Annotated in this window: 28 protein-coding genes; 4 read left to right on the top strand and 24 right to left on the bottom strand. The window is 37.8% G+C overall.

Annotated elements, in window-relative coordinates:
• Positions 1-18 precede the first annotated feature (18 nt).
• Genes aroE through BG04_RS08005 form a run of 3 tightly spaced genes read right to left on the bottom strand, consistent with a single transcriptional unit; the run spans position 19 to position 2,500 of the window.
• On the bottom strand, positions 19-858 hold the full coding sequence (gene aroE, locus BG04_RS07995) for a shikimate dehydrogenase (protein ID WP_034648845.1): 840 nt from the start codon (positions 856-858) through the stop codon (positions 19-21).
• A gap of 19 nt (positions 859-877) precedes the next feature.
• Positions 878-1,984 (bottom strand): ribosome biogenesis GTPase YqeH, encoded by a 1,107-nt coding sequence (gene yqeH, locus BG04_RS08000; protein WP_013085075.1) that lies wholly within the window; start codon positions 1,982-1,984, stop codon positions 878-880.
• A gap of 3 nt (positions 1,985-1,987) precedes the next feature.
• Positions 1,988-2,500 (bottom strand): YqeG family HAD IIIA-type phosphatase, encoded by a 513-nt coding sequence (locus BG04_RS08005; RefSeq protein WP_013059263.1) that lies wholly within the window; start codon positions 2,498-2,500, stop codon positions 1,988-1,990.
• Positions 2,501-3,049: 549 nt separating this feature from the next.
• On the opposite strand from BG04_RS08005, the gene BG04_RS08010 reads away from it, so the two are divergent.
• On the top strand, positions 3,050-3,190 hold the full coding sequence (locus BG04_RS08010; RefSeq protein WP_013059264.1) for a sporulation histidine kinase inhibitor Sda: 141 nt from the start codon (positions 3,050-3,052) through the stop codon (positions 3,188-3,190).
• A gap of 73 nt (positions 3,191-3,263) precedes the next feature.
• On the opposite strand, the gene BG04_RS08015 is transcribed toward BG04_RS08010, so the two are convergent.
• Positions 3,264-4,046: a phosphatidylserine decarboxylase gene (locus tag BG04_RS08015; protein ID WP_013085076.1), complete on the bottom strand. Its 783-nt coding sequence runs from the start codon at positions 4,044-4,046 to the stop codon at positions 3,264-3,266.
• 114 nt (positions 4,047-4,160) lie between these two features.
• Here BG04_RS08015 and pssA point away from each other — a divergent pair, with 114 nt between their 5' ends.
• Positions 4,161-4,700 (top strand): CDP-diacylglycerol--serine O-phosphatidyltransferase, encoded by a 540-nt coding sequence (gene pssA, locus BG04_RS08020; RefSeq protein WP_034648840.1) that lies wholly within the window; start codon positions 4,161-4,163, stop codon positions 4,698-4,700.
• A gap of 175 nt (positions 4,701-4,875) precedes the next feature.
• Here the strand turns inward: pssA and BG04_RS30940 are convergent, their stop codons facing one another.
• The gene (locus BG04_RS30940; RefSeq protein ID WP_013085077.1) at positions 4,876-5,025 is read right to left on the bottom strand and encodes a hypothetical protein; all 150 of its coding nucleotides are present in this window, start codon (positions 5,023-5,025) and stop codon (positions 4,876-4,878) included.
• A 216-nt stretch (positions 5,026-5,241) separates the two neighbouring features.
• On the opposite strand from BG04_RS30940, the gene sigK reads away from it, so the two are divergent.
• Complete coding sequence (gene sigK, locus BG04_RS08025; RefSeq protein WP_013059268.1) at positions 5,242-5,970, top strand: RNA polymerase sporulation sigma factor SigK; 729 nt, start codon at positions 5,242-5,244, stop codon at positions 5,968-5,970.
• A gap of 170 nt (positions 5,971-6,140) precedes the next feature.
• Here sigK and BG04_RS29620 read toward each other — a convergent pair whose 3' ends face one another.
• The 6 genes from BG04_RS29620 to BG04_RS08050 all read right to left on the bottom strand — a co-directional run bounded on the left by BG04_RS29620 (position 6,141) and on the right by BG04_RS08050 (position 10,539).
• Entirely contained in the window at positions 6,141-6,281 is a 141-nt protein-coding gene (locus BG04_RS29620; RefSeq protein ID WP_013059269.1) for a YrzI family small protein, read from the bottom strand.
• 390 nt (positions 6,282-6,671) lie between these two features.
• On the bottom strand, positions 6,672-6,902 hold the full coding sequence (locus BG04_RS08030; protein WP_013085078.1) for a YrhC family protein: 231 nt from the start codon (positions 6,900-6,902) through the stop codon (positions 6,672-6,674).
• 81 nt (positions 6,903-6,983) lie between these two features.
• Positions 6,984-8,117, bottom strand: a complete 1,134-nt coding sequence (locus tag BG04_RS08035; RefSeq protein ID WP_016765606.1) for a bifunctional cystathionine gamma-lyase/homocysteine desulfhydrase — start codon at positions 8,115-8,117, stop codon at positions 6,984-6,986.
• A 1-nt stretch (position 8,118) separates the two neighbouring features.
• Positions 8,119-9,042 carry a PLP-dependent cysteine synthase family protein gene (locus BG04_RS08040; RefSeq protein WP_034648836.1) on the bottom strand — a complete coding sequence of 308 codons (924 nt, stop codon included), beginning with the start codon at positions 9,040-9,042 and terminating at the stop codon, positions 8,119-8,121.
• Between the two features lie 142 nt (positions 9,043-9,184).
• On the bottom strand, positions 9,185-9,880 hold the full coding sequence (gene mtnN, locus BG04_RS08045; RefSeq protein WP_013085081.1) for a 5'-methylthioadenosine/S-adenosylhomocysteine nucleosidase: 696 nt from the start codon (positions 9,878-9,880) through the stop codon (positions 9,185-9,187).
• Between the two features lie 17 nt (positions 9,881-9,897).
• A complete protein-coding gene (locus BG04_RS08050) occupies positions 9,898-10,539 on the bottom strand; it encodes a class I SAM-dependent methyltransferase (protein WP_016765609.1) in 642 nt (213 codons plus the stop codon).
• A 138-nt stretch (positions 10,540-10,677) separates the two neighbouring features.
• Here BG04_RS08050 and BG04_RS08055 point away from each other — a divergent pair, with 138 nt between their 5' ends.
• A complete protein-coding gene (locus BG04_RS08055) occupies positions 10,678-10,893 on the top strand; it encodes a DUF2536 family protein (protein ID WP_013085082.1) in 216 nt (71 codons plus the stop codon).
• 13 nt (positions 10,894-10,906) lie between these two features.
• Here the strand turns inward: BG04_RS08055 and BG04_RS08060 are convergent, their stop codons facing one another.
• The 13 genes from BG04_RS08060 to alaS form a co-directional block, all read right to left on the bottom strand.
• Positions 10,907-11,575 (bottom strand): YrrS family protein, encoded by a 669-nt coding sequence (locus BG04_RS08060; protein ID WP_034648833.1) that lies wholly within the window; start codon positions 11,573-11,575, stop codon positions 10,907-10,909.
• Between the two features lie 117 nt (positions 11,576-11,692).
• Entirely contained in the window at positions 11,693-13,459 is a 1,767-nt protein-coding gene (locus BG04_RS08065; RefSeq protein ID WP_034648831.1) for a peptidoglycan D,D-transpeptidase FtsI family protein, read from the bottom strand.
• A 121-nt stretch (positions 13,460-13,580) separates the two neighbouring features.
• Positions 13,581-14,138 carry an isochorismatase family protein gene (locus BG04_RS08070; protein WP_026106703.1) on the bottom strand — a complete coding sequence of 186 codons (558 nt, stop codon included), beginning with the start codon at positions 14,136-14,138 and terminating at the stop codon, positions 13,581-13,583.
• A gap of 119 nt (positions 14,139-14,257) precedes the next feature.
• Complete coding sequence (gene greA, locus BG04_RS08075; RefSeq protein WP_013059279.1) at positions 14,258-14,734, bottom strand: transcription elongation factor GreA; 477 nt, start codon at positions 14,732-14,734, stop codon at positions 14,258-14,260.
• 218 nt (positions 14,735-14,952) lie between these two features.
• Positions 14,953-15,588, bottom strand: coding sequence for a uridine kinase (gene udk / locus BG04_RS08080; protein ID WP_013059280.1), 636 nt, complete (start codon positions 15,586-15,588; stop codon positions 14,953-14,955).
• A 7-nt stretch (positions 15,589-15,595) separates the two neighbouring features.
• Entirely contained in the window at positions 15,596-16,858 is a 1,263-nt protein-coding gene (locus BG04_RS08085) for a peptidase U32 family protein (RefSeq protein WP_034648827.1), read from the bottom strand.
• A 39-nt stretch (positions 16,859-16,897) separates the two neighbouring features.
• Positions 16,898-17,827 carry a peptidase U32 family protein gene (locus tag BG04_RS08090; RefSeq protein ID WP_016765613.1) on the bottom strand — a complete coding sequence of 310 codons (930 nt, stop codon included), beginning with the start codon at positions 17,825-17,827 and terminating at the stop codon, positions 16,898-16,900.
• On the bottom strand, positions 17,824-18,480 hold the full coding sequence (locus tag BG04_RS08095) for an O-methyltransferase (protein ID WP_013059283.1): 657 nt from the start codon (positions 18,478-18,480) through the stop codon (positions 17,824-17,826). Before BG04_RS08095 ends, BG04_RS08090 begins: the two co-directional genes overlap by 4 nt.
• A 181-nt stretch (positions 18,481-18,661) precedes the next feature.
• Positions 18,662-19,765: an endolytic transglycosylase MltG gene (gene mltG, locus BG04_RS08100; RefSeq protein ID WP_013085087.1), complete on the bottom strand. Its 1,104-nt coding sequence runs from the start codon at positions 19,763-19,765 to the stop codon at positions 18,662-18,664.
• Positions 19,766-20,177: 412 nt separating this feature from the next.
• A complete protein-coding gene (locus BG04_RS08105; RefSeq protein WP_013059285.1) occupies positions 20,178-20,462 on the bottom strand; it encodes a DUF1292 domain-containing protein in 285 nt (94 codons plus the stop codon).
• Positions 20,463-20,616: 154 nt separating this feature from the next.
• The gene (ruvX, locus tag BG04_RS08110; protein ID WP_013059286.1) at positions 20,617-21,033 is read right to left on the bottom strand and encodes a Holliday junction resolvase RuvX; all 417 of its coding nucleotides are present in this window, start codon (positions 21,031-21,033) and stop codon (positions 20,617-20,619) included.
• Entirely contained in the window at positions 21,034-21,303 is a 270-nt protein-coding gene (locus tag BG04_RS08115) for an IreB family regulatory phosphoprotein (protein WP_013059287.1), read from the bottom strand.
• Positions 21,304-21,387: 84 nt separating this feature from the next.
• Entirely contained in the window at positions 21,388-24,021 is a 2,634-nt protein-coding gene (gene alaS / locus BG04_RS08120) for an alanine--tRNA ligase (protein ID WP_034648824.1), read from the bottom strand.
• Between the last annotated feature and the right edge of the window lie 122 nt (positions 24,022-24,143).

The following is a 24,143-nucleotide window of genomic DNA, read 5'->3' on the forward strand; positions in this document are numbered from 1 at the left end:
AAAAACCTCCGTTGTATCTTATCTCTTAGTTAGTGTTGAAAGAACAATGTGTTCCATTGCCTCTTCGTCAGGACGGACGTTCGTCCACTTTTCAAATGCAAGTGCACCTTGCAGTACAAACATACCGACACCGTTATGAGTGCCTGCCCCTTTTGCTTCAGCCTCTTTTAAAAGCTTTGTTTTTAAAGGGTTGTAAATAATATCGCTGACTACGGCTTCTTTTTGCAATAAAGTAAGTGCTAATGGCAGCTCATCCACGTTAGGATACATTCCCACTGAAGTGGTATTAATAATAATATCGAATGTATCTAATTGTTTTTCTGCATCAGAAATAGACATCGCCGCCGTTTTCGTCGAAAAAGGCAGCTCGTTAGCTAATACAGCTGCTTTTTCGACGGTACGATTGCATATCGCAATTACCTCGGGAGCATGCTGAGCTGCAATTGTATAAAAAATAGCTTTTGCGGCTCCTCCAGCTCCAATAATTAAAATTCTTTTTGGGGATAAGCTTCCTTCTACTGCTTTGAGTAAAGACGTCACATACCCCTCTCCGTCGGTATTGTATCCAATATAACGGCCATCTTGATTAACAACTGTATTTACAGCGCCAATTGCCTTTGCTAATGGATCGACTTCATCCAAATGCTTCATAATATCAACTTTATAAGGAATCGTGACATTAAATCCTTGAATGTTTTTATCTTTTAGCTCTCCAATGGCTGACTCAAAATGAACAGGTTCAATTGGAAAAGCTTCATAATGAGCATCCATATTCAGACGTTTAAAGGCATCATTTTGCATCAATGGCGATAGTGAATGCCCAAGCGGATAACCAACTAGCCCATATAATGTACTCAAGATTTTTTCCCCTTTTTGTTTAAATTAAAGAATCGCGCACAAATACGCCGACTCCTTTTGGTGCATGCGCCACAACTTTTGAACCTGACTCATTAACCGTCACCCAGCCCAGCCCTGAAAAAACAATATCCGTTTTTTCATTTTTTATTGTAAATTCATGTGCAACCAGTTCAGGAAACTCATCCATTTGCTCTGGGCGCGGCGGCTGAAGCAGTTCACCTGCTTGCTTTTCATACAACTCATCTGCTTTTTCAAGCTTCGTACGATGGATATGCAAATCGTTTGATACATAACATGTTAATGATTTGCGGCCTCCCTGTACATAATCTAAGCGCGCCAGTCCTCCAAAGTATAACGTTTGCCCTTCATTTAGCTGATAAACCTTCGGCTTTATTTCCTTTTTAGGAGAAATCAGCTTTAAGTCTCGTTTATCTACATAGTGAGCCATCTGATGGTGATTAATAATACCAGGCGTATCATATAAAGACGCGCCGTTATCAAGCGGGATATCAATCATATCCAGCGTTGTGCCCGGATATTGAGATGTGGTAATAATATCTTTTTCTCCCGTTACTTCTTTAATAATGGCATTGATAAATGTTGATTTACCAACGTTTGTACATCCCACAACATATACATCTTTACCTTCGCGATAATGTTCAATGGCTTCGGCAATTTCTCGAATTCCTTGTCCTTTTTGCGCGCTCATGAGGAACACATCCACTGATTTTAGCCCAAGCTCTTTCGCTTCTCGCTTCATCCAATGAATTAGTTTATTTTTCTTTATAGACTTTGGCAGTAAATCTGCTTTATTTCCCACTAAAAGAACCTTGTTATTTCCAACAAATCGATGCAAACCAGGTAACCAGCTGCCGTTAAAGTCAAAGATATCTACAACTTTTACAACTAAACCGTCCGTTTGACCAATTCCATTTAAGATTTTTAAAAAATCATCGTCTGTTAAGGAAACATCTTGTACTTCATTATAATGCTTCAAGCGAAAGCATCGCTGGCAAATAATAACTTCTTTTTCTAGTGCTGATTTTGGAGCATAGCCAAGTTCATCCGGTCGTTCTGTTTGAATCTCCACTCCGCATCCTACGCACTGTAATTTTTCTTCACTCACGTTTTAATCCTCCCAGTTAATCATACCTTTTCGTTTCATCCAACCTAGAATTCTTCGTTCCATTTTACGGTTAAATTTCGTTACAAATCCATCTGTTTGCGCAACTGGTACAACCAAAACCGTATATACGCCGAGACGATTTCCTCCTAATACATCCGTTAAAAGCTGGTCACCAATAACTACAACCTCATCTTTTTGCAACTCCATATCACGAAGAGCTCTTCTAAATGCTTTACGCATCGGTTTGCGTGCTTTATATACAAATGGAAGTCCAACTGGATCTGAAAACAGCTTGACTCGTTTCTCCACATTATTCGATACAATCGTAATTTTAATTCCACTATCTTTCATTAACTGAAACCACTCAATTAATTCCGGAGTGGCATCAGGGCGATCCCATTCCACCAACGTGTTATCTAAGTCGGTAATAATTCCTTTTATTCCGCGCTCTTTCAAATCGTCTGGCTTAATTTGAAACACGTTTTTCACATGTTCATTTGGTAAAAAAAGTTTCAACACGTATCATGCACCTCGAATATATAGTTACATACTAAAATTAACGCCGTCTATCATTATAACGACTTCTTGTTATTTTCCAACCTAAAATTTTATTCTCTTCAAAAACAGGTCTTTTCTTAGTATAAAGGATATGCCTTGTGAATGCTTTAACTTTATACAGAAAGTTATTGACAAAAGGTAGCAAACCTCTATTTGTTCGTAGGCTTACGATATATTCACTCTCTGCAAACTTAAAATAAAAAATAGTGCAGAAAACGTTTATTACTTATCAAATAGGGTAAGTGGTAAACAAATTCTGTTAAAAGTTTTCGACAAAAAATGATAAGCCTAATTATGTGGATAAGTTTATACACATTATCCTCTGTTATAGTTCAGCAATTAATGGTAATTATAAACAACATACCCACATTTTATCCACCGAAAGCTGTGGATAACAGAACGATTGTTCCTTTATTTGATTCATGTTAGATTATAAATAAGGAATTTATTAGCATTTAAATATAACTTTTTAGGATATTTATTTTAGTAGGAGGTGGCGGCAATCTTATGAGAAAATTATCAGATGAGCTGCTTATTGAATCATACAGCAAAGCAACCGAACTGCAGTTAAGCCCTGATTTTATAAAATTAATTGAAGAGGAAATTGAAAGAAGATCATTAAAGATTAGCATACAAATTCCTTCTTAACGAATAAAAGAGCCTTCTTAATAAAAGAAAGCTACATCTTCATTTATCTATCTACTCTTTTATTATATAGGCTCTATTTTTTCAAATGAGCAATTGGTTCTCCATACTTTACATAAGAACCTGAGTGAACGTTAGAATCAAAAGTGATTGAGTTCTTCTCAAATAATAAAATGACAGTCGAACCAAACGTGAAGTAAGCCATTTCTTCCCCTTTTTCGACTACTTCTTTTTTAGAAACCGCTTCAATGCTGTTGATAAACATGGCTCCTACTTTTACCATCAGCATGTGACCATTTTCAAATGTTAACTCCGTGAGCTTCCGGAAATTTTTCACCAGCGGTTCTTTCCCGTACTTGATTCCTAATGAATTTACTGGATAAGACTTTTGTCCAACAGTCCACGTATTCCCCACTTGGGCTTTAAGAGGACTGTGAATGCGATGATAGTCTTTCGGACTAAGATAGAGAATAATAAACTGTCCTTCTATATATTTTTCAAGAATGAGATCATTTGAAACCATTTCCTGTATAGAATAAGGTTTGTTTTTTACAATCATTTCTTTTTGAGGCGTAATGACTCCATATGCTTCTATCTTTGCATCTACAGGACTGACAACGCTGTCTTTCTGCTGATCGACCGGACGGGCAGAAGGATTCAAACGGCGAATAAATAGCTCGTGTAAGGTTTGATAGTGATGCAGAGGCTTGTCCATTTCTTCTTTATTTACTTTAAAAACTTTTGTATAGGAGGGTATAACAAACCGACTCCATTTAGAGAAAGTGAATTTTCGAATGAGCTTCGATGATCCTTGATGATTCGTAAGCTCAATAAATGTTCGATACAGGTGCTGCAACAATAATTTTACCTCCACATACTGAATAGTTCTTTACTAGAATAAGGTTTGCGTCTACAATGAAATTACCATTATTTTTACCTTTAGTTCATTCCATCCTTTAAAGGAGTGAGGAAATTGTTTTTATTAGAGTATCTAGATCATACAATTAAAAAGCTGAGATCCCAAGCAGCAAACTCCTTAACGATTGTTAATTTAAGTTTAGGAAGCTTTGCTATTTTATTTGTCATGAAAAATGAATTGAACTTAAGTTTATTACTAATTTTTTTAGCAGCGTTAGCAGACCGATTCGACGGCATGGTAGCCAGAAAGCTGCAAATTGAATCTGAACTTGGAAAACAACTGGACTCCATGTGCGATATTATATCATTTGGCATCGCTCCAGCTCTACTACTTTATCAAAGTATTTTGTCTCACTTTGGTGCTGCAGGTTCAATTGTTACCATCTGTTACATTGCTTGCGGAGCACTTCGTCTTGCCCGCTTTAACATCACAGAAAATACTGGGTATTTTACAGGGCTCCCTATTACCGCAGCAGGTTGTTTATTAACTCTTAGCTACTTGGGCGTCCCTTATTTGCCTTCACACTTTTATATGTTTTTAATTATCGTACTCGCTTGCTTGATGATTAGTACTTTCAAGCTAAAAAAAGTGTAGAGCTCCATTTACTTTTGCAGAGGAATATTATCGTCTTGCTTCTTTTCTTAATTATAGAATAAATCATCTTCTTTAAGAAACAAAGCGAAAATTCCTTAAGAATTCTTAAAAATGAATGATTCTATTCGGTAGGATATGTCATCTAAAAAAACTCATGCGCATGCATGAGTTTTTTTTAATACCAGCAGCTAAAAAACCAATAGAAGCTTCCGAAAATTAATAACAGGACAAACAGAACAATCAACAATCCAAGTCCCCAGCCGAAGCCTCCTCCACATGGGTAAGCTGGATAATTAGGATAACAGCAGCCTCCGTAACCGTACATACTTTCCCTCCTTACACTATGAACTACTATTAGCGTATGTACATACCTTTTCCCTGTATAGGCTGGTAACTATCTATAAAGAAAAATCTGTGGACTTTTTCAAACTCTCTTGTCCCCGGGGGGAATTTTAAACGTACAGGCAAAGACATCCTTCTTTTTACATATAGTGTAATGTTAGTCTCTCACAAGTTGATATCCCCTTATGGAGGTGAAGAGATGTCTGCATTATTTACCGCACTAGGCTATTTCTTTAAAGAATTGGTTTTCCTTGTTTCCTACGTAAAAAACAATGCCTTTCCTCAACCCTTGTCTGCTGCTGAAGAAAAGAGATATTTATCTTTAATGGAACAAGGAGATCAAGAAGCGCGAAACCTTCTTATCGAACACAATCTCCGGCTCGTTGCGCATATTGTTAAAAAGTTTGAAAACACGGGAGAGGATGCAGAAGATTTAATTTCAATTGGGACAATCGGTTTAATTAAAGCAATCGAAAGTTATTCGCAGGGAAAAGGAACAAAATTAGCTACTTATGCCGCACGATGTATTGAAAATGAAATATTGATGCACTTGCGAGCGCTCAAAAAAACAAAAAAAGATGTGTCTCTGCATGATCCAATTGGCCAGGATAAAGAAGGAAATGAAATCAGTTTGATTGATGTATTAAAATCAGAATCAGACGATGTAATTGATATGATTCAACTAAATATGGAATTAGAAAAAATAAAAGAATACATCGATATTCTCGATGATCGGGAAAAGGAAGTAATTGTTGGTCGCTTCGGTTTGGATCTGCAGGATGAAAAAACCCAGCGAGAAATTGCAAAAGAATTAAATATTTCAAGAAGTTATGTTTCGCGAATTGAAAAGCGAGCGCTCATGAAAATGTTTCACGAATTTTACAGAGCCGAAAAAGAGAAAAAAAAGAGCGGAAAGAAGGAGAATTAATCCTTCTTTCCGCTCTTTTTTTAAAATAATTTCCAAATGATAATCCGTAGCAAACACATCATTACTCCCCCTACTAATCATTTAGGTGGAATCTTTCTCCACAAGCAGCCATACAACGATATATCCTTTTTGATTAATCATCATTCATCCACTCCTTTCCACTGTTCAAATTAGAAATGACGGTAAAACTCATACTTGCGGTCTTTTATTTCTTCTTCTAATTGTCTTACATACTGTTCATGCTTAATTTCTGCCTCAGAGTATTGACGAGACTTTATGGTAATAGTTAAAAAGAAAATGTTCAGTGTCATTACAATCACCTCCTTATACACAAAAAAGCCACAGTAATGCATAAGCATCCTGTGGCTGAAAAATAATAAAAACCACAGGGCTACTATTCGCACCTGTGGTGAATTAACGTGTTTTAATGATCAAAGTAAGAAAGTTACTTGATACAGGAACACGGCCGAATAGTATACGTATATAGACGATTTTTGAACATAGTTGAAACTGGATGACCCATAACTGATAAACGTCTTAACATATGACTCGACCTCCTTTTAATAAAGTATTTTCCTTACAATGGTAATTATATCCACGGACTCATAAAAAGTAAACTGTTTTTTTGAAAAATAGGGAATTTTTTTATTTTTTCAACCCTCATAAAAAAAAGACGATATATGATCGCCTTTTTATATCTATTATTCTTTTTCTTTCATTAGTTCTTTTTTCAGTTTTTTAGTTTGATAACTAAAATAAAAGGCAAGGGCGGCAAAAAGAATAACGATGGCTTCCATTATTCCAAGCTGCATATCACTTTTTTCACCTTGGCCAATCATAACACCAATGTACAAGAATGTACTTACGGCTAGAAGGACGTAAATAAAGCGGCTGTAATCTTCAATTTTTGCTTTGATGCGTTGAGCTTTCATACAATCACCTTCTCAGTAGAATGTTATAACTCTACTCTATCATAGATCTATAGGTCTATAAAAATCCTATTTTTACCACCCTTATTTCAATGCCTCTTCTAAGTCTTCAATTAAATCTTCTACATCTTCAAGGCCTACAGAAATACGAATTAATCCATCTGTAATTCCTAGCTCTTTACGTCGGTCGCTCGGTATAGAAGCATGAGTCATTTTAGAAGGAATGGAAATAAGGCTTTCAATGGCTCCTAAACTTTCTGCTAATGTAAAATACTTCACTTTGCTCAGTACTTGTTCCGCTTTCTCTTCGCTTCCCACATCAAAAGAAACCATTCCCCCAAAACCTCTTGCTTGCTTTTTAGCAATGAGGTGGTTTGGGTGGGTGTTTAATCCTGGATAATATACTTTTGTAACAGCAGGATGAGCAAGTAAAAATTCTACTATTTTCCCAGTGTTGAATTCATGTTCTTCCATTCGTATTCCTAATGTTTTAATCCCCCTCATCAAAAGCCAAGAATCTTGGGGTCCTAAAATGCCTCCAGTCGCATTTTGAATAAAATGGAGGTCTTCTGCCAATTTAGGCGAATTCACAACGGCTAGCCCTGCTACAACGTCACTGTGGCCGCCTAGATACTTAGTTGCACTGTGCAGAACGATATCCGCACCTTTTTCGATAGGGTTTTGCCAATACGGGGTACTGAATGTGTTATCAACGATGGTAAGTAAGTGATGCTGTTTAGCTACTGAAGAAGCCTGCTGCAAGTCAGTAATTTTTAGGAGAGGATTCGTGGGAGTCTCGATATAAATAGCTTTTGTGTTGGGGCGAATTTCTTTCTTAATATTTTCGATGTCGCTTGTATCAATAAAAGTAGCTTCAATGCCAATACGGCTCAGCACTTTTGTAATCACTCGGTACGTTCCTCCGTATACGTCATCTGTAATTAGCACATGATCTCCGCTGTTAAACAGCATGAATACAGCAGTAGTAGCTGCCATACCAGATCCAAACGCAAACCCAGCATATCCTCCTTCAATTTCTTTGATAAGTTCTTCTAAGGCGTGTCGTGTAGGGTTACCGGTTCTCGAATATTCGTATCCCGTATGTTTTCCAGCTCCCTCTTGTTTATAAGTGCTCACTTGATAAATAGGAACAGAGACAGCACCCGTCTGTTCATCGCCAACAATTCCACCATGAATTAATTGTGTTTTACGTTTCATCTTATCTTCCTCCACTGTAAATATTTTTACTTAAGTACCGTTCGCTGCTATCGGGAAAAATAGTGACAATATGAGCGCCTTTTTCTGCATTTTTTGCTTCGAGCAGGGCTGCTTCGAAGGCTGCTCCTGAAGAGCTCCCTACTAGTAACCCTTCTTTTAAAGCCAGCTCTTTCACTCTTTGAAAAGCATAAACATCTTCAACAGTATGAATAGCATTAAAATAAGACCGATCCATATAATCAGGGATGAACTCCATTCCAATTCCTTCAGTTAAGTGAGGGCCGGATTTCCCACCGTTTAAAATCGAACCTTCTGGCTCAACAATGACTGCTTTTAGAGAAGGATTTTTTTCTTTCAAAAATTTTGCTGTACCCATAAATGTTCCACCTGTACCTGCTCCAGCTACAAACACGTCGATTTTTCCATCAAGCTGTTCATATATTTCTGGCCCTAAGGTTTTGTAATAAGTCATAGGATTAGCCGGATTAGCAAACTGCTGAGGACAATAAGAACCAGGTATTTCACGCAGCAGCTCTTGAGCCTTGTTTATAGCACCTTTCATACCAGCTTCAGTAGGTGTTTGAACCACAGTTGCCCCCAAAGCCTTCATAAGCTGCTGTTTTTCAATACTGAATTTTTCTGGAACACATAATATGACGTTTATTTCGTGCTGAAGAGCAGCTAAAGCCAGCCCAATTCCCGTATTTCCAGCAGTAGGCTCAATCACCGTTCCGCCTCGCTTCAGTCTTCCAGAGCTAAGAGCTTCTTTCAGCAGTTCTTTTCCTAAACGATCTTTTACACTTCCTCCTGGATTAACATATTCCAGTTTAGCAAATATCCTGATTTCTCTGGGTAAATCAAATTGTGTAATCTCAATCACAGGTGTGTTTCCAATCAATTCATGAACGTTTTTGGCTACCTTCATAATCTTGAACACCTCGCTAAAGAATAATATAACTTAACCTATAAATTAAGTCGGAATTAAAGTGAAAATATAGTCTACACCCCATGTTATGATAAACGATGCAGAGTGTAGACGAAAACAAACTCTATATTTTACGAACAGCTTATTTTAATTTTGTAATAAAATTCAATACTAATTTCGTTGAATTAACAGCTGCTTTTTCTAAAAATTGCTCAAAAGAAACATTTGATTCTTTGCCGGCGATGTCAGAAAGAGCACGAAGAATAACAAACGGTACGTCAAATTGATAGCATACTTGAGCAACGGCCGCCGCTTCCATTTCAGCTGCATACAGGTCTGGAAACTTAGAGCGGACAAACTCTACGCGCACAGGATCGTTCATGAACGAATCCCCTGTAGCAATTAGTCCTTTTACAATTTTCATATCCGTTACTTCAAGAGCGCTTTCTTCAGCAAGACGAACTAGTTTTTCATCTGCTTTAAAAGCTGCAGGCAAGTTTGGTACTTGACCGTATTCATAGTTGAATACCGTTACATCTACATCATGATGACGAACTTCTGTTGAAATAACCGCATCTCCTACGTTTAACTCCGGATGGAAGCCGCCTGCTGATCCTGTATTAATAACGTAATCAGGTTTGAACTTTTCTAGTAAGATGGCTGTAGATAACGCCGCATTTACTTTTCCAATACCTGATTTTAATAATACAACCTCCACACCGCTGATTGTTCCTGTCGAGTATTCACATCCTGCGATTACTGTTTCTTGACGATTTTCAATTTTATCGCGTAAAATCGTCACTTCTTCTTCCATTGCTCCAATGATTGCTACTTTCATTTTAAAACCTCTTTCTACTATTGTTTCGTTGCCTCCAATACCCACACAAAGTGATTAAATTGTGTAAAGGTTATGTGAAAACCATTGCTTTCAAAGATTTGCTTTAAGACGGGAATGGTTGTATAGTATTCCCTCTCTAGATCTTCTGCTAGTTGCGTATACCCTTTTCGTTTTGCCTGAACAATGGTATCAGCAAATGAATCCGCTGTTTCAAACATTGTATCAGCAAACACTATTTTACCACCGGTTTGAAGTAACTTTCCATAGTTTATCACAGCTTCTTCTTTTTCTTTATCTGTTAAATGATGAAAAGCATACGTACTAACTAAGCTCTCTGCTGGAAACAATGATGTATCAAATTGTAAAAAGTCTCCTGGTGTGACTAAAACATCTGCCCCTAATTTCTGGTGTGCCAATTGTCTCATTGGTACTGAAGGTTCAATTCCTACTACAGTCAGTTCTTTTTCTAACAGTTTTTTTGTTAAGTTTCCAGTCCCTGTTCCAAATTCTATCACATGCCCTATTGAACGGTCTGCTACATACTCTAAGATTTCATTATAATTGCGAAACACTTCTCTATACTGTTCATCTTTCCCGCTTACCGATGCATCATACTCATTCGCCCACTTTTCAAAGATATCTAAAAACTCTAGACCCATAAAAAACGCCTCCTTATAACTAATAATTCTTATGGATATAGTATGTTTTTAGCTATCGTTTGTTCTTCATTTATAAATATTTTAAGCTTTTAACTTTCTATTTGCTATACTATAGTAATGAGGTAAGGAGGTCGTAAGATGAATTTTGAATTTGAAATGATTGAAGATAAAATAGAATTTTTTGAAGCGCCTGATGTTAAAATGCTTGAGAAACAAATTGCGGAAAAAATTGATCAAAATAAAGCGATTTTGCTTGAGGTGCATAGCGTATCTCATCAAATGTCTGTGGACTATGAACAAGGTAAAAAACTGTACTCTGCGGTTGTTCATTTCAAATTAAAAAAGCAGCGCTAGCGCGCTGCTTTTCTTATTGAAGCTTATCCACTACTGCGGGCTTCCAGCCTTCTCCATCTACCCATTCAATTTGAACGCGATATTTTGTTGATGAGTTGCCTTTAGGACTAACCGTAGCTACGGCTTTACCTACGCCACCGTTATTCCCTAAACGCCATACGGTCATATTGCTTGGGCTAATGCCTGACCCTTCGCCTACAGCTTTTAGCATTTCGTTCCAATCCGTTGATCCTTTTTTATAAGTTGCTGCAGGTGCATCTTGTGACGTACCTACTGAATCCCATGAAGGATCTACCTTGCGTTCTGCCACGCCAGGCTCTGGATTTTTCTCTACTTCAGCCTGTGAATCTGAGTCATTTGATTCTTCATCTGTTGCTTGATCATCTTCAGAGCTTTGGTCATCTTCAGAACTTTGATCGTCTTCAGAACTTTGATCGTCCGTTGCTTGATCATCTTTCGAAGAATCATCGTCTTTTTTAGCCGTCTTGTCCGTTTTTTGGTCATTTGTTTGCGGATTGTTTTGAGTTGTTTCCGCTTGGTTATCCGATTTATCCTTATTTCCAAGAATCATCGTACCACCGACAAATACAATTAAAACTGCTACGACAGCAATTAACAGATTATATAATCGGTTTACTTTTTTTTCTTTGTTTTCGTGTCTTGAAGAACGATTGTTATTCATTGCTACAATTTCCTCCAACTTTTATAATGCTTTATTCTAACATGTGTTTTCTTATACATGAAGCATCAAAATTTATTTGAAGTATATTTGTAATATTTTTTACAAATTCTTCTTGTTTTAACGTGTATTTAAGTCATACATCCCTTTAACAATATCATAAAATACGCTGTTTGTGGGAGATATCGCACTTTTTGTATTTAAATCCACTACTACCATTGCATATTTTGGATCATCTGCAGGAAAGTAACCCGCAAACCATTTATTGACGATATCGTCTTTCACATTGATTTCAGCAGTTCCTGACTTTCCTGCCACTTCATAAGGAAGGGTTTGAAATCTTCTTCCTGTTCCTTTTTCGCTCTGTACGACACCTTTTAAAAGCTGCTGCATAGAAGCAGCTGTGGCTTTATTAATGCTATCTCCTTTTAGCTTATGCTCTTTAAACGTATACAATGACGTGTTGTTTTTATACTCTAGCGCATCTACAGCTTTTACCTGTTTCTTTTCTCCTCCGCGTGCAATTGTCGCCATCATATTTGCTACTGCAAGCGGAGTCACTTTTACATCAAGCTGTCCAATTGCCGTTTGAGCTACAGCATTTGGTACTTTTTTTTCTCTTTCATTTGTCCAAACTCTTCCCGATTTTTCTCCTAAAAACTGCTTAAAATGTTCAAAATGAAACACATCACCCGTCCATCCTACAGGCTGAATAAGCCCTAACTTATCGGCATATTGTTCAAGGGTATTCGGATTAGATATTATCATTTCTTTTGCTAGCTGTGCAAACGTTGCATTACAACTTTGCGCGAAGCTTTCTTCAAACGTCAGCTGCCCTTTTTGATGATCTTCTTCTACATTATTGCCATAAATACTTTTATCGCAGTTATAGGTAAAAGAAGGCTGAATTTTATTTTGTTCAAGCGCTGCAGCTGCTGTTACGGTTTTAAATATAGATCCAGGAGTTTGTGGCGTCAGCAAACGATTTTCTACGCTGTCTGAACCATTTTGCTTTTTAAATGGATCTTTCTTATTAATCGAAGGCCTGCTGGCCATCGCAATTACTTTATTGTTTTTTATATCAATTAAGACGGCTCCTCCGTCTTTTAACTTATAATGATTTAATGTATTCTCCACTAGCTCCTGAGCAGACAAATCAAGCGTCGTACGCACACTGACTGGATAATAAGGGTTAGCTGTGCCTGTGTATTTTACATCGATGCCAAACATAGGCCCACCTAGGCGATCAACATGATAAAGGAGCTTAGACTCCTGTTCCGGCAGCAAAAACTCGTCAAAAGCCCTCTGCATCCCTGAGATACCTACAGGCGTAGTTGATTTAATTGCTCCATTTTTCAATTTGTCACTATACTTCTCTTCAATTATTTGTCTGCTTTGTGCCTCTAGTCCGATTAAATGTTCAGCAAGAGGAACTGGACGCTCATCTTTTAGAGGAATTCCAAATACGCCAGGTACCTTTAATGCATTTATTTTTTCGACTTGTGCATGGGATAATTCTTTTGTAATAACAACCGGTGTTTTAGCATTCGCTAGTCTGTTCGTTAGTTCCTTTGGTTGCATTCCCACGATTTCACTTACTTGCTGAACAGGCCACTTCATTTTTTCTAAAAACGGAAACAGGACTAAGCGATTATGCGTGATAGATGTTAAAGACTGTCCATTTTTATCTTCAAATTTCCCTCGCCCGTCATCTACCACCATTTCCTGCGTACGCTGTTTTACGCTTCCTTCAATTAAGTTAATCTTTTTGTCAGTAAAAGATTCTGTGCTGACAAGCTGAAGTTGAACAAGCCGTGCTCCCAGTCCACTAATTAATAATAAAATAAAAATAAGAGTAATATAAATTCGCTTGTGAATTATTTTCATGACTACACCTCACTCTTTACAAGTGTCGACGTTGCCATTACTTTTAAAACCATTATCTTAAGAAATATTCATTCTTTTTTTCATTTCACAAAAAACTTGCTGATTCAGCAAGTTTTTATTATTAATTTTCTGTTAAAAATTGTTGAGTTGTTCTTAGCTTTCCTATTTTCGGAAAGATGTAAGAAAGAGTTGCTTCATGCTCTTCTTTTGTAAATGTCGCCATGGCATCCGTGATAAAAATTTGGTTATACCCATACTGAAATGCTTCACGAGCTGTGCTTTCCACACCAATATTTGTTGCAATTCCGCAAAGGACAATTGTATCAATTCCTCTTCGGCGAAGCTGAAGGTCTAAATCTGTCCCAAAAAAGGCTCCCCACTGACGTTTTGTCACAATATAATCATTCTCTTGAACATTAAGTCTTGGATCGAATTCCGCCCAGTCTGCAGGTCTTTCTTGAGGAGCAGATGGCTTTTGATCCGTTTCTGGCGTCAACGCATCTTTTCCATCTTGAAAATCTACTCGTACAAAACTAATAAATCCATTTTGTTCGCGGAAACGATTCACAAGCTGAACAGATTTCTCCACAATTTCGTCTCCTCCAATTGGAACAATCCCTTTTTGTAAATCAATTAAAACAAGCGCTGTTTTAGCAAAATCGATATCTTTCATTTTCATCTTTCCTTTCTTACATATCTTTTCTATTCTCTCCGCTTTTTAAAATCATATAAAAAAAGCTGACGCGTGTCAGCTTTTTTACTTACGAGCATTCAGTAGAACGCTTCCAACCAGATGTTTTACTTAACAGATACAATTTTCACTGACATATCTCCACCAGGAGTTTGAACAGTTACTTGATCTCCAATTTGTTTGCCCATTAGACTTTTAGCAATTGGCGAATCATTTGAAATTTTCCCTTCAAACGGATCTGCTTCTGCACTACCTACAATTGTATACGTTTCTTCATCACCATCTGGCAACTCTACAAATGTTACAGATTTACCTAATGATACAATAGAAGAGTTTTCTACATCTTCTTCAATAATTTTCGCATTGCGAATCATATTTTCAAGCGTTGTAATACGGCCTTCTACGAAAGCCTGCTCGTCTTTTGCAGAATCGTACTCAGAGTTCTCCGATAAATCTCCAAAACTGCGGGCGATTTTGATACGCTCTACAACTTCTTTACGTTTTACTGTTTTTAAATATTCTAGCTCTTGCTCTAGCTTTAGCTTTCCTTCTTCTGTCATTGGAAATACTTTTTCTTGTGCCATAATCCCTTCACTCCTTCTTGAACTCAAAATCTCTAGTGTATACAGTCCATTTCTGTATGTACAAAAAATTTTCCACTCTGTGGAAAAATCAGTTAATAGAGAAATGACAGCTTCAAAATAGAAGCTGCTCGTTTCTCTATTCTTTATAATGTTTGTGTTTAGTTAGCAGAATATGTCTGCATTGTCTTCAAAAAAATTCCTGCATCTATGCTATGTTATTATAAAATGGCATTTTGTTCAAGAATTGTTTGAATTTTAGTGACCATCAAGTCAATCGCTACGTGGTTTTGACCGCCTTCAGGAATGATAATATCTGCATAACGTTTTGTTGGTTCAACAAACTGATTATGCATCGGGCGAACGACAGATACGTATTGATCAACAACTGACTCAAGCGTACGCTCTCGTTCTTTAATATCACGAAGCATACGACGAATGATACGAAGATCCGCATCTGTATCTACGTATAGCTTGATATCCATTAAATTACGCAAGCGCTGATCTTCTAGTACAAGAATACCTTCTAAGATAATAACATCTTTTGGTTCTTCTCTAATTACCTTTTCAGAGCGCGTATGAATTGCGTAATCATATACCGGTTTGTCAATGCTCTCATAATTTAATAAGTTTTGCAAGTGTTCAATCAGCAAATCATTATCAAATGCTAAAGGATGATCGTAGTTTGTTTGCAAACGCTGTTCAAACGGTACATCGCTTTGATCTTTATAATAATAGTCTTGCTCAAGAAGCATAATAGAATGCCCTTTAAAATATTCATAAATAGCTTTGGTTACAGTTGTTTTACCAGAACCGGATCCACCAGCGATACCGATTACAACGGGCTTTTTCCCCATTTTATATTTAAATCCCCTTTCGCATCATGTTATATGAAAATAGAGGTTGGTCCACTTTAAATTTCACAATTTGCAGCGGATGACGCGCAGCATCTAGTTCATTGCCATCTTCGTCCCAAATTTTATCTATTTTTTGCGTAAAGTTTTTAATTTCCGGACCGAAAAATTCCACTTCTTCTCCCGGTTTAAAATAGTTACGCTGTTGCAATGTCACGATGCTTGTTTCTTCATCATAATTCAATACTAAACCAGCAAAATCAAATTTTGTTTTCTTGCCGTGTACGCCAAACATTTGCTCATCTACTCCAGGAACTCCTTCAAAAAAGGCAGGAGCCGTATCGCGGTTTGCACATTTGTCTAGCTCATCAAGCCATTCTTGTTGAATCACAAAATTCTCAGGATCTGCACAGTATGCGTCAATCACCTTGCGATACACGCTCACCACTGTTGCGATATAGTGAATCGACTTCATACGTCCTTCAATTTTTAAGCTATCAATACCCAGCTCAATCATTTGAGGAATAGATTGAATTAAATTTAAGTCTTTTGGACTCATTGCAAACGGATCGTCTTGCTCATCAAATAAAGCCGTTTCCGTTTTACCGTCTTCTACTTTAAATAAATCATAGTCCCAACGGCATGATTGACAGCAGCCTCCGCGGTTTGAATCACGCGCTGTCATATGGTTACTTAGCACGCAGCGGCCTGAATAAGCAATACACATCGCTCCGTGAATAAAAGCTTCAATTTCAATATCCACTTTTTCTTTCATTTCGCGCATTTCTTCAGCACCCGTTTCACGAGCAAGTACAACACGTTCTAATCCTTCTTCTTTCCAGAACTGAACGGCTTTCCAGTTTGAAAGTGATTGCTGCGTACTTAAATGTACTTCAAGCTTAGGTGCAACGCGTCGACAGGTTTCGATAATTAACGGATCAGCTACGATGATTCCAGAAACACCAGCGCGCTCTAATCCCATTAAATAATCTTCAAGTCCGTCCATATTTTCATTATGAGCAAAAATGTTTGTTGTAACATAAATACGTGCACCGTATTTGTTTGCAAACTGAACACCTTCTGCCATTTCTTCAAATGTAAAGTTATCTGCATTTGAACGAAGGCCAAACTCTTTTCCTCCGATAAACACAGCATCTGCTCCATAGTGTACGGCAACTTTTAATTTTTCAAGGTTACCGGCTGGAGCTAACAACTCAGGCTTCTTAGTAATAACTCGTTTACCTTCTACTACAGTATCGATTTGAACAGCCATCGTTTGTACCTCCTTTGTTTATCTTTCTTTGCATGCTTTTTAATATACCGTTTCTTTAAAGAAAAACCCTGTGTCTAACGGACGGTTAATCGGCTGTAAGCTTTCAATTTCTTCTAACAAATCGTCTTTAATGTTTTCGTATTCTTCACGGTCATCTACACATAAATCAATCGCTTGACGATATTTTTTTGTTACTTCTAAAATATATTGCGGTGACTTTAATACGCCGTCAATTTTGAATACATCTACTTCAGCATCAATCATTTCGGAAAGCTCATCGATAATGCACATATCATTTGGACTCATAATGTGCGTTCCATTTTCATCTTCGAAAATTGGATATTTATTGTTTCGCTCATTATCAAGTAAAAACATATCTTTTTCTACTTTACGATTTTCAATTTCCATGACTTTTCCTTGATACTCAAAGTAGTTGCCAAGAAGTGAACGTTTTGATTGGAACATACACGTCATGCCATGCACCTGAACTTCAATTTCTACTTCGGCTTTTTCTTTGATATCAATGATGCTATCCATGCTTAGCTCACGAGCAAGAACTGCGCGTTTAGCTCCTTTACGCCCCCAGTAGTTACATGAATACCAGTTTGTGCCCGTTGTTTCAGTACTCCAGTGCATCTTCATTTCTGGAGCTGTTTCACGCACTGCCATCAATACAGCAGGATCTCCAAATACAATCGCATCCACGCTTGCTTCTTTTAAGAATAAAATATATTCATTTAGTTCGGCGATTTTATCATTGTGAAATAATCCGTTCATCGCTACGTAGACTTTTGCATTATGCTGATGAGCAATATTTACAGCTTCTACGATATCTTCACGTTTGAATTCACCTGCTAAACGCAAACCGTAGCGCTGTTCACCAACCATAACAGCTGTTGCTCCAGCTTGTAGTAATGATTCAATTTCCGAAACTGCAGTGGGTGTCACTAATAGTTCTGGTTTTTTCATTCTTGGTCACCTCTTTTAATACTAATCGCGATTCCGTCTCCAATAGGGAGAATAGTTGTATAATAATCGGGATGATTCATCAGCCACGTATTGTATGCCTGAATTTTTTTAATTAAGCTGCGGCGTCGACGTGTTTCTACTTCGGCCAAATCGGTCGCTACGTGACCTTTAAATAGTACGTTATCCGAAATAATCATTCCTTTAGAAGACAGCATCGGCTCATAATGTTCAAAAAAACGCTGATATTGACCTTTAGCTGCATCAATAAAAACTGCATCATAAGGACCATGACGTTCAATCTCATCTCTAAGCTCTAGTGCATCTCCAAACAACGACACAATTTTATCTTGTTTTCCCGCCCGTTCAATAAATTCTTGCGCTTTTTGGTAACGCTCTTCATTTCGTTCTACCGTAACCACTCGTGCCTCTGGAAGCGCATGGGTCATTCGAATAGACGAATATGCAATCGCTGTTCCAATTTCTAATATATGTTTTGGCTGATGAAGACGAAGAATTTGCAATAGCGTTTCAACACCAATCAATTCCATAATCGGAACGTGATGTTCTTTTGCATAAGCTTCCATTTCTTCAATAAGCTCCTGGCGCTTAGGAATAAGCTTTTCCACATACTGCTCTACGTTTTGTAAAAGCAAAACACTTCCTCCGTTCTCAGAAGTACATTTTACATTATGTTTTCATAACGTTTCATTACTGCAAAATAGTAAGACAACTAGTCTATTATAAGTTTTTTTCGTTTTTACGTAAACCCGATATATTTTAACATAAAAGATGGGGAATGCGAAGTATCGCGATTCCCCAATTTTAAATTCCCACTTATTTTTCGGTATTTTGCTTTTCTTTACCTGTAATATGCTTGGCTTTTTCTTTGTTATGTTCTTCTAACGTTTTGGTAAAAATAACTTTCCCTTCAGGTGTGGCCAAGAAGTATAAATAATCTGTATTGGCTGGATGTAACGCAGCTTTGATTGACATCAAACCAGAGCTGGCAATTGGTCCTGGAGGCAACCCTTTTACTTTATACGTATTGTAAGGAGAGTCCACTTCTAAATGCTTATAGAACACGCGGTCTTTATGCTCTCCTAAGGCATATAAGACGGTTGGATCCGTTTGAAGCGGCATATTTTTTTCAAGGCGATTATAAAAGACGCTGGCAATTTTTTCTCGGTCGACTTTTGCAGTTGCTTCCTCTTCAATCAGAGAAGACATGGTTAACAATTTATGTGCACTGAATTTTTTCTTCTCCATTTGCCCACTGTACTGACCTAATACATTATTTGTTTTCCCTACCATTTTATCCAATATTTCATCTAACGACACATTTTTATCATAAAAATCATACGTAACGGGATATAAATAACCTTCTAGCGGATGTTTAATATCTTTTTGCATCACTTCATCCGTTACTAAATCTGGATATTTTTCTTTCATTTTATTGACGAATGCCTTATCGTCTAGCTTTTTCATGACTTCGTCTTTTGTAAACTTTGTATTTTTAGCAATGATATCAGCAATTTCGACAAGCTGACGTCCTTCTGGAATGGTGACACGAATATCAGGTTGTTTTGAAACCTCGCCTTTTTCCATTTTTTCAACCATTTCCCCTAAGCTCATGGAAGGAGAAAATAAATACGTTCCAGCTTGAAATCCAGACACATGGGTTAATTTTACGTAATAGCGAAATGCACTTTTGCTTTTAATTAAATCTTCTTTTTGCAATACCGTACCAATCGATTGGACGGAAGAACCTTGTGGAATGGTCACATTTACTTTTTTATTGCTGTTTCGATCCACGGGCGTTAAGCGGGATTGAGCATAGAAAAATGCACCGCCAACTAGTAAAAGAAGTACGATAATTGTAATAAAAATAACTCGTTTTTTTCTTGAACGATTAGGTGGTAAAAATGTTTGTTGCGACAAGCAGCTTCCTGGTTAAATCTACTTCTGTAAAAGAAGATACAACCAGTTTCACCTCTTTTCTTCTTGATTTTTTATAAGTATGAACAGAGAGGAGACATGAGATTGCGATTCATTCGTATCGCCTATAGGTGTGAGATGGTATCGCTTCCTTAAACTCTCGCCTCTTCTAAAATTTTTCCATGATTTATGTTATTGTCTGCCCAAAGTCTAGTTTCATCCGTTCAAACAATGAATTCTTTTATTAAAATGCACTCTCACACGCAGGAATTATTATACTACAATTTATCTTATTTTTCGTCATTATCATACAATCTGCCCTAAGAATGCAAGGAAAAACCTTTTTATATCTAAAAAGCACAGCCGCTATGTAAAAAAAAGCTGATAACGATTGTCATCAGCTTTTTTACTATAATTATTCGCCTTCTTCGTCAAGGAATGTATTAACCATTTCCTCAACCATGTCCCACTCTTCTTCTGTTTCAATCGGTTGTAGCTCACCGTCTTGACCATCTTCACTTGGTGTGAAAGCAGATGCATGAATTTCAATTTCCTCTTCATCATCTTGGTCTGCTCCGATTGGATAGTAAATTACATATGATTTGTTATATTGATCAGAATCAAATGTGAATAAAATTTCGCATAGCTGCTCATTTCCATTCTCATCGACGATTGTAATTTTATTTTCTTCTACGCTCATGTTTGCACCTCATTTTATATTGTAAGCTCTTAGCTTAACTTTTTCTTCAGTGAAAAGCAAGCCGTTCAGTTATTTCACTTCCCTTTTACGTACAAAAGAATATGCAAAAGGGAAATTCATAACTTTTCAGCTGAGGCAAAGCCTGCTGCTTTTCTTACTGCTTGCTGTCTAAGTATCCTTGAAGAATCATAACAGCTGCCATTTTATCGATTACTTTTTTGCGTTTCTTGCGGCTTACATCGGCAGACAGCAGTACTCGCTCTGCTGCCATCGTCGACAAACGCTCGTCCCACATCATCGTTTCAATGTTAAGTTTTTCTTTGACGTTGTCAGCAAACTCAATGCACGCTTCGCCTCGAGGGCCAATCGTACCATTCATATTTTTAGGAAGACCCACTACAATTTTCTCTACGGAATATTCGTCAATTAGCTGCTGTAAACGAGGATATGATTGCTCCATCTGCTCATCTGCAATTTTAATTGTTTCAATTCCTTGCGCTGTCCATCCCATTTCATCACTAACTGCCACACCAATTGTTTTGGTTCCTACATCTAATCCTAATACGCGCATTTATGAATCCTTTCGATGCTGTTGTAAATAAGATTTAACAAGTTCTTCAATGAGCTCGTCTCGCTCTAACTGGCGAATTGTGTTTCTCGCATCGTTATGACGAGGAATGTAAGCAGGGTCTCCTGATAACAAATACCCAACGATTTGGTTGATCGGGTTGTAGCCTTTTTCTTGCAGTGCGTCATAAACCGTAAACAATACTTCATGTACGTTTGTTTCAGCTGGCTCATCTTGAAAATTAAATTGCATGGTTTTATCAAATGAACTCACGGTCCCACCTCACTCTCTTAATTTGTGAACACATTGTGCACTATGCTAAGTCTTATTTATATTGTACACCAAGAAAGAGGAGAATTAAACGGATTTAACCCATTCTTCTACAGTGCCAAGTGCTTTTTCAATTTGGCTAGCATCTTTTCCTCCAGCTTGCGCCATGTCAGGGCGTCCGCCTCCGCCTCCGCCGCAAATCGTCGCTACTTCTTTAACAAGTTTGCCAGCATGATGGCCTTTAGCAATTAAATCTTTTGTTACACCTGCAATAATATTTACCTTTTCACCTTGTGGAGAAGCTAATACGATTACAGCGGATTCTAATTTTTGTTTTAAATCGTCAACCATTGCACGAAGGTTATTCATATCCGTTGCATTCACTTTCGCTGCTAGTACATTCACACCATTAATGTTTTGCACACGGTCAACGAGATTGCCAGCTTCAATATTGCCAAGCTTTGTAGATAGTGAATCATTTTCACGCTGAAGATTACGAATTTCTTCTAGTAATCCTTCAACGCGCCCTACTAAATCACGCGGGTTGGATTTTACTTTTGCCGCAGCTTCTTTTAGTAAGCCTACTTGATCGTTCATTAACTGATAGGCAGCTTTTCCAGTTACAGCTTCAATGCGTCGAGTACCTGCACCGATTCCCGATTCTGATACAATTTTAAATAAACCGATAACAGACGTATTTGGCACGTGACATCCACCACATAATTCTAAGCTGTAGTCGCCTACTTGTACTACGCGCACGATATCTCCGTATTTCTCACCGAATAGCGCCATTGCACCCATCGCTTTTGCTTCGTCAATTGCTTTGTTTTCAATTTGTACAGAGATACTGTCCCAAATCTTTTCATTAACGATTTGTTCAATTTTCTCGAGCTCTTCTTGTGTCACTTGACCAAAGTGAGAGAAGTCAAAGCGCAAGCGATCCGCTGTTACTAAAGAACCCGCTTGATTAACATGCGTTCCTAACGTATCTTTTAATGCTTGATGCAATAAATGCGTTGCCGTATGGTTTTTCACAATCGCACTGCGGTTTTCTTCATCAAGCGTCGCCGTATATGTTTCACCTTTTACAAGCTCACCGTGTGTTACAGCTACCGTTTGGACATTTTGGCCGTTTGGCGCTTTTTGAACGTCTTTTACTTCCGCTGTTCCTGCAGCACTTTGGATCGTACCTTGGTCCGCAATTTGACCGCCGCTTTCTGCATAGAATGGCGTGTGGCTTAAGATGACTTGCGCTTCTGTTCCAGCTTCAGCGCGGTCAACAAGCTCACCGTCTACAATAATTGCTTCAACAACTGTTTCTACTTCATTTTTATCATAGCCAACAAACTCACTTGCAACGGTTACTTCACCAAGTACGCCGCCTTGAACTTGCATAGAACTAGAATCTTGACGAGCAGCACGCGCACGCTCACGCTGTGCTTCCATTTCACGTTCAAAACCTGCATGATCAATTTTCATGTTCTCATCTTCTGCATATTCTTCCGTTAATTCAACAGGGAATCCATACGTGTCATATAAACGGAAAACATCTTCCCCTTGTACCGTATCACTGTTTTGCGCTTTTTCTTTTTTAATAACGGTTGCCAAAATAGCTAGTCCGTCATTTAACGTTTCGTGAAAACGCTCTTCTTCATTTTTTACTACGCGCTGGATAAAATCCGTTTTTCCCTTTACTTCCGGATAGAAATCAACCATGATTTCACCTACTACCGGCACTAGCTCGTACATGAACGGACGATTAATGTTTAACTTTTTAGCATAGCGAACTGCTCGGCGTAACAAACGGCGCAGCACATACCCACGGCCTTCATTTGAAGGAAGCGCGCCATCACCTACAGCAAATGTTACCGTACGAATATGGTCAGCAATGACTTTAAATGCCGTATCTTGCTCATCATTTGTACGATATTTAGCGCCTGAAATGTTTTCTGTTGCTTCAATAATCGGCATAAACAAATCTGTATCAAAGTTTGTTTGCACGTCTTGAATAACAGAAACCATACGCTCTAAGCCCATTCCCGTATCGATGTTTTTCTTTGGAAGCGGCGTGTACGTGCCATCAGGATTGTGATTAAATTGAGAAAATACAAGGTTCCAAATTTCTAAATAGCGCTCATTTTCTCCACCTGGATATAATTCCGGATCAGTTAGGTCATTTCCATATGCTTCTCCGCGATCATAAAAGATCTCTGTATTTGGACCACTCGGACCTTCTCCGATATCCCAGAAATTACCTTCCAAACGAATGATGCGCTCTTTAGGCACGCCCATTTTTTCATTCCAAATCTTAAATGCTTCTTCATCTTCAGGGTGAACTGTTACAGATAGCTTATCTGCGTCGAATCCAATCCATTTATCGCTCGTTAAGAATTCCCATGCCCATTGGATGGCTTCTTCTTTGAAATAATCACCGATAGAGAAATTACCAAGCATTTCAAAAAACGTATGATGGCGAGCCGTTTTACCTACGTTTTCGATATCGTTTGTACGAATGGATTTTTGTGCGTTACAAATACGTGGATTTTGAGGAATAACACGACCATCAAAATATTTTTTTAATGTAGCTACTCCACTGTTAATCCATAATAAAGATGGATCTTCATGCGGGACTAAAGATGCGCTTGGTTCTACATCATGGCCTTTTTCTTTAAAGAAATCTAAATACATTTGACGAACTTGTGCTGACGTCAGTTTTTTCATGATTGGTCCTCCTTTAATACTCTTCTTATTTATAGACAAAAAAATGATGACATAAAAGCATCTATTTTCTCTGTGTACAAAAGCAATTGCTAGTTATTTGCACACAAAAAAACTCTCATCCC

This window comes from Priestia megaterium NBRC 15308 = ATCC 14581 (assembly GCF_000832985.1).
GTDB lineage: Bacteria > Bacillota > Bacilli > Bacillales > Bacillaceae_H > Priestia > Priestia megaterium.

Excerpts from the sequence above, each read along its gene's own strand:
- sigK (WP_013059268.1), top strand. The coding sequence starts at position 5,242 with ATGTCTGCATTATTTACCGCACTAGGCTATTTCTTTAAAGAATTGGTT.
- mtnN (WP_013085081.1), bottom strand. The coding sequence starts at position 9,880 with ATGAAAGTAGCAATCATTGGAGCAATGGAAGAAGAAGTGACGATTTTA.
- BG04_RS08105 (WP_013059285.1), bottom strand. The coding sequence starts at position 20,462 with ATGAGCGTAGAAGAAAATAAAATTACAATCGTCGATGAGAATGGAAAT.
- ruvX (WP_013059286.1), bottom strand. The coding sequence starts at position 21,033 with ATGCGCGTATTAGGATTAGATGTAGGAACCAAAACAATTGGTGTGGCA.
- greA (WP_013059279.1), bottom strand. The coding sequence starts at position 14,734 with ATGGCACAAGAAAAAGTATTTCCAATGACAGAAGAAGGAAAGCTAAAG.
- BG04_RS08065 (WP_034648831.1), bottom strand. The coding sequence starts at position 13,459 with ATGAAAATAATTCACAAGCGAATTTATATTACTCTTATTTTTATTTTA.
- BG04_RS08070 (WP_026106703.1), bottom strand. The coding sequence starts at position 14,138 with ATGAAAATGAAAGATATCGATTTTGCTAAAACAGCGCTTGTTTTAATT.
- BG04_RS29620 (WP_013059269.1), bottom strand. The coding sequence starts at position 6,281 with ATGACACTGAACATTTTCTTTTTAACTATTACCATAAAGTCTCGTCAA.
- BG04_RS08040 (WP_034648836.1), bottom strand. The coding sequence starts at position 9,042 with ATGAAGGTAGCCAAAAACGTTCATGAATTGATTGGAAACACACCTGTG.
- BG04_RS08060 (WP_034648833.1), bottom strand. The coding sequence starts at position 11,575 with ATGAATAACAATCGTTCTTCAAGACACGAAAACAAAGAAAAAAAAGTA.
- BG04_RS08050 (WP_016765609.1), bottom strand. The coding sequence starts at position 10,539 with ATGGGTCTAGAGTTTTTAGATATCTTTGAAAAGTGGGCGAATGAGTAT.
- udk (WP_013059280.1), bottom strand. The coding sequence starts at position 15,588 with ATGGGGAAAAAGCCCGTTGTAATCGGTATCGCTGGTGGATCCGGTTCT.
- BG04_RS30940 (WP_013085077.1), bottom strand. The coding sequence starts at position 5,025 with ATGTACGGTTACGGAGGCTGCTGTTATCCTAATTATCCAGCTTACCCA.
- BG04_RS08035 (WP_016765606.1), bottom strand. The coding sequence starts at position 8,117 with ATGAAACGTAAAACACAATTAATTCATGGTGGAATTGTTGGCGATGAA.
- BG04_RS08055 (WP_013085082.1), top strand. The coding sequence starts at position 10,678 with ATGAATTTTGAATTTGAAATGATTGAAGATAAAATAGAATTTTTTGAA.
- BG04_RS08010 (WP_013059264.1), top strand. The coding sequence starts at position 3,050 with ATGAGAAAATTATCAGATGAGCTGCTTATTGAATCATACAGCAAAGCA.
- BG04_RS08085 (WP_034648827.1), bottom strand. The coding sequence starts at position 16,858 with ATGGCTGTTCAAATCGATACTGTAGTAGAAGGTAAACGAGTTATTACT.
- alaS (WP_034648824.1), bottom strand. The coding sequence starts at position 24,021 with ATGAAAAAACTGACGTCAGCACAAGTTCGTCAAATGTATTTAGATTTC.
- BG04_RS08090 (WP_016765613.1), bottom strand. The coding sequence starts at position 17,827 with ATGAAAAAACCAGAACTATTAGTGACACCCACTGCAGTTTCGGAAATT.
- BG04_RS08030 (WP_013085078.1), bottom strand. The coding sequence starts at position 6,902 with ATGAAAGCTCAACGCATCAAAGCAAAAATTGAAGATTACAGCCGCTTT.